At 66.0% G+C, this 12,246-nt stretch carries 10 protein-coding genes; 1 reads left to right on the plus strand and 9 read right to left on the minus strand.

Features of this window, described 5'->3' with window-relative positions:
* Positions 1–168 precede the first annotated feature (168 nt).
* The 7 genes from gshB to ACF8ML_RS08880 all read right to left on the minus strand — a co-directional run bounded on the left by gshB (position 169) and on the right by ACF8ML_RS08880 (position 10,047).
* Positions 169–1,119, minus strand: coding sequence for a glutathione synthase (gene gshB, locus ACF8ML_RS08850; protein WP_016454229.1), 951 nt, complete (start codon positions 1,117–1,119; stop codon positions 169–171).
* Positions 1,120–1,198: 79 nt separating this feature from the next.
* The gene (locus ACF8ML_RS08855) at positions 1,199–2,380 is read right to left on the minus strand and encodes a benzoate/H(+) symporter BenE family transporter (protein WP_016454228.1); all 1,182 of its coding nucleotides are present in this window, start codon (positions 2,378–2,380) and stop codon (positions 1,199–1,201) included.
* A gap of 50 nt (positions 2,381–2,430) precedes the next feature.
* The gene (locus tag ACF8ML_RS08860) at positions 2,431–4,299 is read right to left on the minus strand and encodes a potassium transporter Kup (protein ID WP_392406999.1); all 1,869 of its coding nucleotides are present in this window, start codon (positions 4,297–4,299) and stop codon (positions 2,431–2,433) included.
* 97 nt (positions 4,300–4,396) lie between these two features.
* Positions 4,397–5,692 (minus strand): glutamate--cysteine ligase, encoded by a 1,296-nt coding sequence (gene gshA / locus ACF8ML_RS08865; protein WP_012207794.1) that lies wholly within the window; start codon positions 5,690–5,692, stop codon positions 4,397–4,399.
* Between the two features lie 81 nt (positions 5,693–5,773).
* Positions 5,774–7,240: a TrkH family potassium uptake protein gene (locus ACF8ML_RS08870; RefSeq protein ID WP_046238748.1), complete on the minus strand. Its 1,467-nt coding sequence runs from the start codon at positions 7,238–7,240 to the stop codon at positions 5,774–5,776.
* 9 nt (positions 7,241–7,249) lie between these two features.
* On the minus strand, positions 7,250–8,707 hold the full coding sequence (trkA, locus tag ACF8ML_RS08875; RefSeq protein WP_016454226.1) for a Trk system potassium transporter TrkA: 1,458 nt from the start codon (positions 8,705–8,707) through the stop codon (positions 7,250–7,252).
* 59 nt (positions 8,708–8,766) lie between these two features.
* Positions 8,767–10,047 carry a glutamate-5-semialdehyde dehydrogenase gene (locus tag ACF8ML_RS08880; RefSeq protein WP_016454225.1) on the minus strand — a complete coding sequence of 427 codons (1,281 nt, stop codon included), beginning with the start codon at positions 10,045–10,047 and terminating at the stop codon, positions 8,767–8,769.
* A 178-nt stretch (positions 10,048–10,225) separates the two neighbouring features.
* Between ACF8ML_RS08880 and ACF8ML_RS08885 the strand changes: the two genes are divergently transcribed.
* Positions 10,226–10,528, plus strand: a complete 303-nt coding sequence (locus ACF8ML_RS08885) for a hypothetical protein (RefSeq protein WP_016454224.1) — start codon at positions 10,226–10,228, stop codon at positions 10,526–10,528.
* 10 nt (positions 10,529–10,538) lie between these two features.
* Here the strand turns inward: ACF8ML_RS08885 and holA are convergent, their stop codons facing one another.
* Together holA and lptE are read right to left on the minus strand one after the other, a co-directional pair.
* The gene (gene holA / locus ACF8ML_RS08890) at positions 10,539–11,591 is read right to left on the minus strand and encodes a DNA polymerase III subunit delta (RefSeq protein WP_016447205.1); all 1,053 of its coding nucleotides are present in this window, start codon (positions 11,589–11,591) and stop codon (positions 10,539–10,541) included.
* A 5-nt stretch (positions 11,592–11,596) separates the two neighbouring features.
* Positions 11,597–12,103 (minus strand): LPS assembly lipoprotein LptE, encoded by a 507-nt coding sequence (lptE, locus tag ACF8ML_RS08895; protein ID WP_392407000.1) that lies wholly within the window; start codon positions 12,101–12,103, stop codon positions 11,597–11,599.
* Between the last annotated feature and the right edge of the window lie 143 nt (positions 12,104–12,246).

Below are 12,246 nucleotides of genomic sequence, written 5' to 3' on the forward strand. Positions count from 1 at the left end.
CGATCTGCATCGCTCTCTTCAGCAGAGCCTTGCATTGTAGCACGTTTTTTAACGGTCTTGCAAAACTCTGGAAGCTTCACTTTTCAGACATTTGCGTGTCATCGAGTGCAGGGGCGCAATTCTAGCACCAAAACTTGGCGGATGACTGGCGTCATCCGCCAAGTTTTTTCAAGCCGCCGCCAAGGCCTGTTCCAGAGCGTCGACGAAGAGGCTGGCCACGTCGCAGCCGGTCTGGTCATGGATCTCCTGGAAGCAGGTGGGGCTGGTCACATTGATCTCGGTGATGCACTGGCCGATGACATCGACACCGGCCAGCAGCAGTCCACGCTCCATGAGGAGGGGACCGATCTCTTCGGCCATGGCCTTGTCGTGCTGGCTCAGAGGCTGGGCCACGCCCTTGCCGCCCGCTGCCAGGTTGCCGCGCACTTCGTTGCCCTGGGGAATGCGTGCCAGGCAATAGGGAACAGGTTTGCCGCCGATGACGAGCACACGCTTGTCGCCCTCGGTGATCTCGGGCAGGAATTTCTGCACCATGACGCTGCTGGCACCGCCCTGGTTCAGGGTTTCGATGATGCTGCCCAGGTTGCGGCCGTCGGCACCCACGCGGAAGATGCCCATGCCGCCCATGCCGTCCAGCGGCTTGAGGATGATGTCCTGATGCTCTTCATGGAAGGCGCGGATGTCCTGCGCGCTGCGCGTGACCAGGGTCGGGCCGATGAATTGCGGGAATTCGAGGATGGCCAGCTTTTCCGGATGGTCTCGCAACGCCCTGGGCTTGTTGAAGACCTTTGCGCCTTCGCGCTCGGCCTGTTCCAGCAGGTGCGTGGAGTAGAAGTATTCGGAATCGAAGGGCGGGTCCTTGCGCATGAGGATGGCGTCGAAGCCCGCCAGCTCCTCCAGGCCTTCCTTGGAGATTTCAAACCACTGCCGGGCATCTCCCGTGAGCTGGATGTGCCGCACCTGGGCGACGACCTTGCCGCCGCGCTGCCAGGAAAGCTGCCTGGGTTCGCAGGCCACGATGGAGTGGCCGCGCCGCTGCGCCTCGCGCATCATGGCGAAGGTGGTGTCCTTGTAGGTCTGGAACGATTCGAGCGGATCGGCGACGAAGAGGATTTGCATGGGTTGTGTGCAGAAGGCGGCGGCCCGTGCCTCGCCTGTATGGGAGGCGGAAGTGGGGTGCCCGGGCCTGGGCCGCGTATCAGTCAGCCCGTGCACGTCGGTAATGTTGCACAAATAGCGCCAGGCTGCCCGCGACCACGCCCCAAAACGCCGAGCCGACTCCGGCTATCACCACGCCGCTGAGCGTCACCAGAAAGGTGATCAACGCAGCCTCCCTGTGTTCCTCCCCCTTGAGAGCTGTCGCCAGGCCGCTGCCTATGGAGCCCAGCAAGGCCAGTCCCGCTAGGCAGACCACCAGTTCCTTGGGGAAGGCGGTGAGCAGTCCCGTGACCACGGCGCCGAAGATGCCGATGACTATATAGAAGAGGCCACAGATCGCCGCCGCCGTGTAGCGGCGGGATTTGTCCTCATGGGCCTCGGGGCCCATGCAGATGGCAGCGGTGATGGCACTGAGGTTGAGCGCGTAGCCACCGAAGGGGGCCAGCACCAGGGTGGCGATGCCCGTCATGCTGATGATGCGGGAGATGGGCAGGTCGTAGCCGGTGGCACGGATGACGGCCACGCCGGGCAGGTTCTGCGAGGCCATGGTGACGACGAACAGGGGCAAGGCCAGACTCACCAGGGCGGGCACCGAGAACTGCGGCATGGTGAAGACTGGCCAGGCAAGGCCTGCATGCACGGCGGACCATTGCATTTGCCCGTTGAGCGCCACCCAGGCGATGGAGGCCACCAGCGTGGCGATGACCGCATAGCGCGGTGCCAGGCGGCGCGACAGCAGATAGGTCAGCAGCATAACCAGCACCAGGGGCAGCGCATCCCTGGCGGCGGCAAAGGCCTGCATGCCGAAGTTGGCCAGTACGCCCGCCAGGAGGGCGGCAGCGATTTCCATGGGGATGCGGTTCATGACGCGCTCGAACCAGCCTGTGGCTCCCACTAGGATGATCAGCCCCGCGCTGATGATGAAGGCGCCAACGGCCTCGCCCATGGAAAAGCCCCCGGCAAGCCCTGCCGTGGCAAGGACGGCTGCGCCTGGCGTGGACCAGGCGACCATGACCGGCATGCGCAGTATCAGCGAGGGCAGCAGAGAGCACAGGCCCATGCCCAGTCCCAGCGCCCAGATCCAGGACGTGATCTGCTCGGGCGTGGCATGGAAGGCCTGGGCGGCCTGAAAGACCAGGGCCACCGAGCTGGTGAAGCCCACGAGCACGGCCACGAAGCCGGCTGCGAAGGCAGAGGGACTCAAGTCACGGAAAAAGCGCATCGCGCGATTCTGTCACCACAGCCGCCGACCGTGCGATGCGCTGGCGACGCCTACAGCTCGATCTTGGAGCCCAGCTCCACCACGGAGTTGCTGGGCAGGTGCAGGAAGTCGGAGACACGGCTGGCGTTGCGGTGCATCTGGGCGAACAGCTTTTCGCGCCAGGGCGCCATGCGGTGGCTGATGCGCGGGATGATGACATCGCGCGACAGGAAGTAGCTGGTCTCCATGGCGTCGAGCTGGCAGCCCCGGGGGCGCAGCAGAGACAGCGCCGCCGGCACGTCGGGTTCGTTCTTGAAGCCGTAGTTGATGATGACCTGCCAGCAGTCGCTGCCCAGGGCCTCGATCTCGGTACGCTTGTCCAGGCCCACCCAGGGAATTTCGTGGTTGCGCACCGTGACGAAGATGTTCTGGCTGTGCAGCACCTTGTTGTGCTTGAGGTTGTGCAGCAGGGCATTGGGCACGGTGCCAGGCTCGCCGGACAGGAAGACGGCCGTGCCCGGCACCCGCGCCGGGGGATGGCGCCAGACCGATTCGAGGAAGCTCTTGAGGTCGATGGCATCGGCCTGCAGCTTTTGGTGCAGCAGCTCGCGGCCCTTGCGCCAGGTCATCATCAGCGAGAACACCGTGCCGCCGATCAGCAGCGGGAACCAGCCGCCATCGAACAGCTTGAGCAGGTTGGACGAGAAGAAGGCCAGGTCCACCAGGAAGAAGAAGCCGGTGGCGGCAATGCACAGGGCCAGCGGGTAGTTCCAGCGGTAGCGGATCACGAAGAAGGTCAGCGTGGTGGTGATCAGCATGTCCAGCGTGACCGCAATGCCGTAGGCGGCCGCCAGGTTGCCGCTGGAGCGGAACAGCACCACGGCCAGCGCAATCGCCACGAACAGGCTCCAGTTGACCAGGGGCATGTAGATCTGGCCGGTCTCGCGCACGCTGGTGTGGCGCACTTCCAGGCGCGGCAGATAGCCCAGCTGTATGACCTGGCGCGTGACGCTGAAGGCGCCCGTGATCAGGGCCTGCGAAGCGATGACCGTGGCCATGGTGGCCATCAGCACCAGGGGCAGCAGCGCCCAGGCCGGGGCCATCATGTAGAAGGGATTCTTCACGGCGGCCGGGTTGGCCAGCAGCAGCGCACCCTGGCCGAAGTAATTGAGCGTGAGGGCAGGCATGGCCACGGAGAACCAGGCCAGGCGGATGGGCTTCTTGCCGAAGTGGCCCAGGTCGGCATAGAGCGCCTCCGCCCCGGTCACGCACAGCACGACGGCGCCCAGGATGATGAAACTGGTGCCGGGGTTGTCCCAGATGAAGCGCACCGCGAAGTGCGGGCTGATGGCCGCCAGGATTTCGGGATGGCCCGCGATCTGGTGCACGCCCAGCGCTGCGATGGTGGCAAACCAGACCAGGGTGATGGGGCCGAAAAAGCGCCCTATCCCCGCCGTGCCGTGCTTCTGGAACCAGAAAAGCAGGAAGAGGATCACCAGGGTCAGCGGGATCACGGCCTTGGTGAAGTGCGGAGAGACCACTTCCAGGCCTTCGACGGCCGAGAGCACGGAGATGGCCGGCGTGATCACGCCATCACCATAGAACAGCGAAGTGCCGAAGATGCCGATGAGCAGCAGCACGTTGCGCAGGCGGGGCTTGTCCTTGACGGTCTGCGAGGCCAGGGCCAGCATGGCGACCAAGCCGCCTTCGCCGTTGTTGTCGGCACGCAGCACCAGGACCACGTACTTGAGCGAGACGATGACCGTCAGAGTCCAGAACAGCAGCGACAGGACGCCGTAGATGTTCTCCTGGGTGAACGGCACATGGCCGGAGCCGAAGACCTCCTTGACCGAATACAGCACGCTGGTGCCGATATCGCCATAGACCACGCCGATGGCGCCCAGGGTGAGCGCGGCCAACGAAGATTTGGTTTTCTGCACAGGTCTATGCGCCATCCCGTGGGGAGATGGCTTCAGTCAATTGAAATGCCGGCATTGTCCGCTGTCCTGATGACGAGCGCATCGGACAGCACCCCGATCAGTCGTAGATTTCCGCGTTGGGGTTGGTCGCCTCCAGCTCATAGCTGGCCGCCAGCATGGCGACCCGGGCCACCACGCCATACATGTAGAAGCGGTTGGGCATGCTGGCACCCGGGCGCGCGCCGATCTGGGGCAGCTGGGTGCTGTGCTGGAAGGCCAGCGGCACGAAGCCGGCTCCGGGCGCGTTGAGGTTTTCGTCCACATCGCGTTCGGGATGCATGCGGTAGAAGCCGCCGACCACGTAGCGGTCCATCATGTAGACCACGGGCTCGGCCACGGCGTTGTTCATGCGCTCCTGGGTGAGCACGCCTTCCTGGATGATCACGTCGTGCACGGTCTGGCCGTCCTTGATCATGCCCATCTTGTTGCGGCTCTTGCGCGGCAGCTCGGCCAGCTCCTTGGCATCGCGCACGGTCATCACGCCCATGCCATAGGTGCCGTTGTCGGCCTTGACGATGGCAAACGGCTTTTCCTTGATGCCGTACTCCTTGTACTTGCGGCGCACCTTGGCCAGCAGCACATCGACCTGTTCGGCCAGGCCTTCCATGCCCACGCCATTGGCGAAGTCGATGCCTTCGCTGCGCCCGAACAGCGGGTTGATCAGCCAGGGATCGATGCCCAGCAGCTTGCCGAAGCGCTTGGCCACTTCCTCATAGCTCTGGAAATGGCGGCTCTTGCGGCGCACGCTCCAGCCTGCATGCAGGGGCGGCAGCAGGTATTGCTCGTACAGCTCCTCGACGATACCCGGGACGCCGGACGACAGGTCGTTGTTGAGCAAGATGGTGCAGGGATCGAAATCCTTGAGACCGATGCGGCGCTTGCTGCGGATCACCGGCTCCAGCGTCACCGTGTCGCCATGCGGCAGGGTGACGGTGGTGGTCTTCTTGACATCGGGGCTGATGGAGCCGATGCGCACGTTCAGACCGGCCATGTTGAAGATGCGCTTGAGCTGCACCACGTTGGCCAGGTAGTGCGTGTTGCGCGTGTGGTTCTCGGGAATGATGAGCAGATTGCGCGCTTCGGGGCAGATCTTCTCGATCGCCGCCATGGCCGCCTGTACGGCCAGCGGCAGCATTTCGTCGGTCAGGTTGTTCCAGCCCCCGGGGAAGAGGTTGGTGTCCACGGGTGCGAGCTTGAAACCGGCGTTGCGGATGTCCACCGAGCAATAGAAAGGCGGCGTGTGTTCCATCCATTCGAGCCGGAACCAGCGCTCGATCGCCGGCATGGAGTCGAGGATGCGCTGCTCAAGCTCGTTGATCGGGCCGGTCAGGGCCGTGATGAGATGTGGAACCATAAAGACCCTCTGGGTACGACGGTGGGGGGCAATTGTAGAGATTGGACCATGGTCTAGGTGTTTTCCCCAGTCTTTGCAGCGTCAGCGGCGCCAGAAAGCCGGCGAAAGCAAGGCCATGAAGCTGAGGATTTCCAGGCGTCCCAGCAGCATGGCCAGGGTGCAGACCCAGGTCTGGAATTCGGTGAGCACAGCATAGTTGGAGGACGGGCCCACCGCGCCCAGGCCCGGCCCCATGCAGTGCACGCTGGCCAGCACGGCGGAGAAGGCGGTCACCGGGTCCAGGTCGGTGAGCAGCAGCACCATGCTGAGTGTGATCACGGTGGCGCCATAGACCAGCATGAAGGCCAGCACCGAGAAGATCATGCGGTTGTCCACCACGCCGGTGCCCAGCCGCACGGGCTGCAAGGCGCGCGGATGCGCGAGCCGCGTGAGTTCACGCCGCGCCTGCTTGAGCAGGATGAGCATGCGCACCATCTTGATGCCGCCGCCCGTGGAGCCCGCACTGGTGGCCACACCCGACATCAGCAGCATGAGCACGGGCGCAAAGACGGGCCAGGTCAGGTAGTCCACCGTGGTGAAGCCGGTCGTCGTGGCCACCGAGACCACATGGAAGAGACCGTAGCGCAGGGCCTCCACGGGCCCGTACACGCCCTTGGCCCACAGCAGCAGCGCCACGATCAGCCCGCCCCCCAGCAGCACGGCCAGCGTGGCGCGCATTTCCGGATCGCGCCAGAAGCCGTCCCAGCGGCCCTTGCGCATGGCCACGAAGTACAGCGCGAAGTTGCAGCTGGCCAGCAGCATGAAGACCAGGGCGGTCAGTTCGATCAACGGCGAGTCGAAATACGCAAAGCTGGCGTCATGCGAGGACAGGCCACCGAGGCTGACGGTGGCGAACATGTGCATCAGCGCATCCAGCGGCGACATGCCTGCCGCCCAGAAGGCCAGCAGACAGGCCAGCGAGAACACGCCGTACACGCCCCACAGGCCCTTGGCGGTCTCGGTCACGCGCGGCGTCAGCTTGGTGTCCTTGATGGGGCCAGCGGCTTCGGCACGGAACAGCTGGGCGCCCCCCACGCCCAGCAGGGGCAGGATGGCCACGGCCAGGATCAGGATGCCCATGCCGCCCAACCATTGCAGGAAGGTGCGCCAGACATTGATGGACACGGGCAGCGCATCCAGCCCCGTGAGCACGGTGGCGCCGGTGGTCGTCAGGCCCGAGACGGCCTCGAAATAGGCATGGGTGAAGCTGATGCTCAGCCCCACATGGCCCATGCCCAGCACCAGAGGGAGCATGGCGCACAGCGGCAAAACCACCCAGACCAGGGTGACGAGGATGACGCCGTGGCGCGGCTGCAGCTCGCGCCGGAAGTGGTCCAGGCCTATCCACAGCGACAGCCCCGCCGCCGCCGTGATGCCGATGGCCCAGGGGTAGATGCGCCAGATGCCGTCGTCAGTGAACCAGGACACTGCAAAGGGCAGCAGCATGGACAGCGCAAACATGACCATGAGCATGCCAAGCACGCGCAGGACGGGTAACAGGTCGCGCATGGTGTCGGCTCAGAAGAAGGTGGCGCTGACGCGAAACAGGTTCTCCACGTCCCGTACCAGCCGCTTGTGGGGCAGGAAGAAGATCACGTGGTCGCCGCTCTCGATCACGGTGGTGCTGCGCGGGATGATGACCTCGGGCTCGGCACCGGCCGCGATTTCGTCGGCCGGCACGCCTTCGGGTATGCCGCGCACGATGAGGCCGATGTGGGCATCCTCGGGCACGCGCAGGTCCTCGACCTTGCGGCCGACCACGCGCGAGCTTTTGCGGTCGCCGCGCGCCACGATCTCCAGCGCCTCGGCCACGCCCCGGCGCAGGCTGTGCACGGCCTGCACGTCGCCGCGGCGCACATAGGCCAGCAGTTCGCCAAGCATGGCCTGGGCCGGCGACAGCGCAATGTCGATCTGCGTGCCGTGCATCAGGTCGGCGTAGGCACGCCGCGTGATCAGCGACAGCACGCGCCGCGCGCCCATGCGTTTGCCCAGCAGGCTGGCCATGATGTTGTTCTCATCGTCGTCGGTCAGGGCCAGGAACAGGTCCACGTCCTCCACGCTTTCATCGGCCAGCAGGTCCTCGTCGGTGGCATCGCCGTGCAGCACCAGCACCTCGGCCGGCAGCAGCGAGGCCAGGTCCTGGCAGCGCTGCTCGTCGGGCTCGATGATCTTGATGTGGAAGCGGCCCGGCACGCGCGACAGCTGCAGCGCCAGGCGCTGGCTGACCTGGTCACCGCCGGCGACCATGATGCGGTAGACCGGGCGCGAAGGCCGGCCGGCAGGCTGGTGGATGGCACGCAGCACCTCGGCCACATGCTCGCGCGCGGCCAGGATGAAGACCTCGTCGCCGGGCTCGATGCGCGTGTTGCCGTCGCAGCGGACGAAGCGGTCGGGCTCGTCCAGGAAACGCCGGTAGATGGCCACGATGCGCATGGCCAGCTCGGGCATGCAGTCGCGCAGCTCGCCGATGTGCTTGCCGACGGCGGGGGCGCCGTCGCGCGCGCGCACCGAGGCCAGTGCGGCCCGCCCGCCCGCGAAGGCACGCACCTGCATGGCTTCGGGAAACTCGATGAGCTTGCTGATGTAGTTGGTCAGCGATTCCTCGGGGCAGATGATGCGGTCGACGCCAAAGCCTTCCTTGCCCAGCAGCGCCTCGTCCTCGCCAAAGCCCGAGGAGCGCACGCGCGCGATGCGTGTGGGAATCTCGAACAGGACCTGGGCCAGCTTGCAGCACACAAGGTTGGTTTCGTCGAGCGCGGCGCAGGCGATCAGCAGGTCCGTGTCCTTGGCGCCAGCCTCGGCCAGCACATGGGGATCGATGCCGCTGCCCACGACGCCACGCAGGTCGAAGCGCGACTCCAGCTCGCGCAGGCGCCGTGCGTCGGTGTCGATCACCGTGATGTCGTTGCGTTCGGACACCAGGCTTTCTGCCACGCTGTAGCCCACACGGCCGGCGCCAAGAATGATGATTTTCATGGATTCATTGCAGTGCTGCGGTGCCGGCGCGGGGCATTCCGGCGCGCAGCACGGCTCGGTCAGGTGCGGACTTCGCCTTCACCCAGCACCACGTATTTGAGCGAGGTCAGACCTTCGATGCCCACAGGACCGCGCGCATGGAACTTGTCGGTGCTGATGCCGATTTCCGCGCCCAGGCCGTACTCGAAGCCGTCGGCAAAGCGCGTGCTGGCGTTGACCATGACGCTGGCCGAGTCCACTTCGCGCAGAAAGCGCTGGGCGTGCATATGGTCGCGCGTCAGGATGGCGTCCGTGTGGTGGCTGGAGTAGCGGTTGATGTGGGCGATGGCCTCGTCCACACCGGACACGATCTTGACGCTGATGATGGGCGCCAGGTATTCCTCGCTCCAGTCCTGCTCGGTGGCCTCGGCCAGTTGAGCACCGGCCACAGACTTCAGGATGGCCAGCGATTCGGGGCAGCCGCGCATCTCCACGCCCTTGGCGGCGTAGATGGCGCCGATCTTCGGCAGGAATTCGGCGGCCACGCCGCGCGCCACCAGCAGGCTTTCACTGGCATTGCAGGGGCTGTACTTGTTGGTCTTGGCGTTGTCGGCCACCTTGACGGCCATGGCGATGTCGCAGGGATCATCGACATAGGTGTGGCAATTGCCGTCCAGGTGCTTGATGACGGGCACCTTGGCCTCGCGGCTGATGCGCTCGATCAGGCCCTTGCCGCCGCGCGGGATGATGACGTCCACGTAGTCGGGCATGGCGATGAGCTGGCCCACGGCCTCGCGGTCCGTGGTCTGCACCAGCTGCACGCCGTGCTCGGGCAGGCCGGCTTCGGCCAGCGCCCTGGCGACGAGGGCAGCCAGCGCCTTGTTGGAGTCGATGGCCTCGGAGCCGCCGCGCAGGATGCAGGCGTTGCCGCTCTTGATGCTGAGGCTGGCCGCCTCGATGGTCACGTTGGGGCGGCTTTCGTAGATCATGCCGAACACGCCGATCGGCACACGCATCTGGCCTACGCGGATGCCGCTGGGCATTTGCTTCATGCCGATGATCTCGCCGATCACATCGGCCATGGAGGCCAGCTGCTCACATCCCTGGGCACAGGTTTCCAGCACCTTGGGCGTCAGGCGCAGGCGGTCCACCATGGGAGCGGACAGGCCGTTGGCCACGGCGCGGTCGAGGTCACGGGCGTTGTCGGTCTGCAACGGCTCCACGTTCTCCCGCAGCAGGCGCGCCAGCGCCAGCAGGGCGCGGCTTTTGACGGCAGCCGAGGCTCGGGCCATCTGGGCGGAGGCCACTTTGGCCTGAACGCCCAGGTTGTGGGTGTATTCGACGATATTGAGCGCGTTCATTCCGAGATTCTCGCCGAGTTGCGCCCATTTGCGCACCGAGAGCGGGCATGCCCCGCGCCAACATGCGGCTGGGATGCGTCCTCGCACGGCCACCAGAGGGCAAACCCCGCGTTCCGGCGGCCGGCAGGATGTCGCGGCCACCCTACACTGCTGCCCAGTACGCAGAGGTTTTCCCGCCATGTCCACCAGCCACGACACTCTTCTCGCCGCCCAGCAGCTCGCACAGTTGCGCGCGGGCTTCGCCCAACTGGCACAGCAGCAGCTGCCGGCCGCCGTGCTCGGGCAGCAGGCCAGGGCTTCCTCGGAGTTGCTGCAGGCCCTGCCGCCGCGCTACGGCGAAGTGCTGCTCAATCTGCTGGACCGATTGGAATCCAGCGCGCTGTTCAGCGAGGAAAGCTGCTCCTTCAGCCAGAAGGACCTGCTGGACAACCTCGAGACCTGGGCCACCAAGGCCCAGGCGCAGCTGGAAAAGACGCGCTAGGAACGGTACGTCAGCCCTTGGCGCCGGCCTGGGCCAGGTCCATGGCCAGGCGGCGCAGGGCCTGCCAGCCGTCGCGGGGCCAGCCCTCGAAGGCCAGGCCCTTGACGATGCCGTCCACCGCGTGGGCCGATTGCAGCAGGCGCGCGGCCTGGGCGTCGGTGATGCGCGGCAGCAGGCGCTCGAACAAACGCTCCTTGACGCCCCAGACGCGCTGGGCGCGCAGGGCCATGGGCAGGGGCTGACCTGCGGCCATGGCGTCCTTGACGCGGCAGATGGAGCGGATGTCCTCGGCCAGGGTCCAGTGCACCAGCACCTCGGCCGTGCCCTCGGCCTGCAGGCCGTCGAGCATGCGCGAGACGCGCGCCAACTGGCCGGACAGCACGGCCTCGGACAGCTTGAACACGTCGTAGCGCGCCACATTGAGCACTGCCTGCTCCACCTGCGCCTGGCTCAGCTCGCCGGCGGGGTGCAGCAGGGCCAGTTTCTGGATCTCCTGGTGTGCGGCCAGCAGGTTGCCCTCGACGCGGTCGGCAAAGAACTGCAGCGTGCGCTGGCCTTCCTCGCCGGGTGCCACGCGCTGGCCCTGGGCTGCCAGGCGCTGGGCAATCCAGGCCGGCAGCTGGCCGCGCTCTATGGGATCGATCTGCAGCGTCATGCCCTGGGCTTCCAGCGCGCTGAACCAGGCGCCGGTCCTGGTGGCCTTGTCCAGGCGCGGCAGCATGACCAGGGTGAGCGTGCTGTCATTGCCGCGCGCCGCCTCGGCGATCTGCTGCAGCGCGGCACCGCCGTCCTTGCCGGGCTTGCCCGAGGGAATGCGGATCTCGATGATCTGCCGATCGGCAAACAGCGACAGCGAGCCACCGGCCGCCAGCACGGCGCTCCAGTCGAAATGGGCGCCGGCCACGGTGTAGCTGCTGCGCTCGGTGTAGCCCGCGGCGCGCGCGGCGGCACGGATGGCGTCGGCAGCCTCCTGCTGCTGCAGCGGCTCGTCGCCGTGCAGCACGTAGAGCGAGCGCAATCCCTTGGCCAGATGGCCGCCGAGCTGGTTCAGGGCAAGCTGCATGGGGCTCAGGTCAGGCTCTTGACGGCCGACAGGCGGCGCAGCAACTGCTGGACGATGTCGGTACGCATGTCCTTGTAGAGCATGGCCTCCTCGGCCTCCTTGGACAGCGCATTGGTTTCGTTGTACGTCACGTCGCGCTGCTGCAGGATCTCGGTCTCGGGGATCGGCTCGTCTCCATTGGGCGTGCGCAGCTTGAAGCGCACGCGCAGGCGCAGCTGCAACTCGCGCACCTGGCCCAGCGCGTTCATGCCGACGATGACCCGCTCCTGCCGCTCGCTGATGATCTGGAAGATCGCATCCGCATCGTCGGGCGATTCCGGATCGCGCAGCACGGTCAGCTTGTCGCTGGCACTGGCCAGGTTGCGCGACAGCTCCCGCGCCACCGAAGAGCCCCGGCCCGCCTGGATGTAGAGCGAGCGGAACACGAAGGTCGGCACCCCCCGCAGGCGAAAGCCGCAGGCCCCCAGCAGCGGAGCCAGGGCCAGGGCGGTGAGCAGGGTACGTTTTTGCATATCAGTTCTCCAAGGCGCTTGCGCCACTCACAGCCCTTGCAACGGTCGCGCCCAAAGCGAGGGACACAGAGCAAGGGCCGCCCCGCAGCGAGGGTGTCGTCCCCCCCGCGAAGCGAGAGGGGGAAGGCGCGCAGCGCCTCAGG

The organism is Delftia sp. WSY_10, assembly GCF_043104705.1.
Lineage (GTDB): Bacteria > Pseudomonadota > Gammaproteobacteria > Burkholderiales > Burkholderiaceae_C > Comamonas > Comamonas tsuruhatensis.

Coding starts and splice junctions, on each gene's coding strand:
- gshB (WP_016454229.1), bottom strand. CDS start 1,119: ATGCAAATCCTCTTCGTCGCCGATCCGCTCGAATCGTTCCAGACCTAC.
- ACF8ML_RS08855 (WP_016454228.1), bottom strand. CDS start 2,380: ATGCGCTTTTTCCGTGACTTGAGTCCCTCTGCCTTCGCAGCCGGCTTC.
- gshA (WP_012207794.1), bottom strand. CDS start 5,692: ATGGTTCCACATCTCATCACGGCCCTGACCGGCCCGATCAACGAGCTT.
- ACF8ML_RS08870 (WP_046238748.1), bottom strand. CDS start 7,240: ATGCGCGACCTGTTACCCGTCCTGCGCGTGCTTGGCATGCTCATGGTC.
- trkA (WP_016454226.1), bottom strand. CDS start 8,707: ATGAAAATCATCATTCTTGGCGCCGGCCGTGTGGGCTACAGCGTGGCA.
- ACF8ML_RS08880 (WP_016454225.1), bottom strand. CDS start 10,047: ATGAACGCGCTCAATATCGTCGAATACACCCACAACCTGGGCGTTCAG.
- ACF8ML_RS08885 (WP_016454224.1), top strand. CDS start 10,226: ATGTCCACCAGCCACGACACTCTTCTCGCCGCCCAGCAGCTCGCACAG.
- holA (WP_016447205.1), bottom strand. CDS start 11,591: ATGCAGCTTGCCCTGAACCAGCTCGGCGGCCATCTGGCCAAGGGATTG.
- lptE (WP_392407000.1), bottom strand. CDS start 12,103: ATGCAAAAACGTACCCTGCTCACCGCCCTGGCCCTGGCTCCGCTGCTG.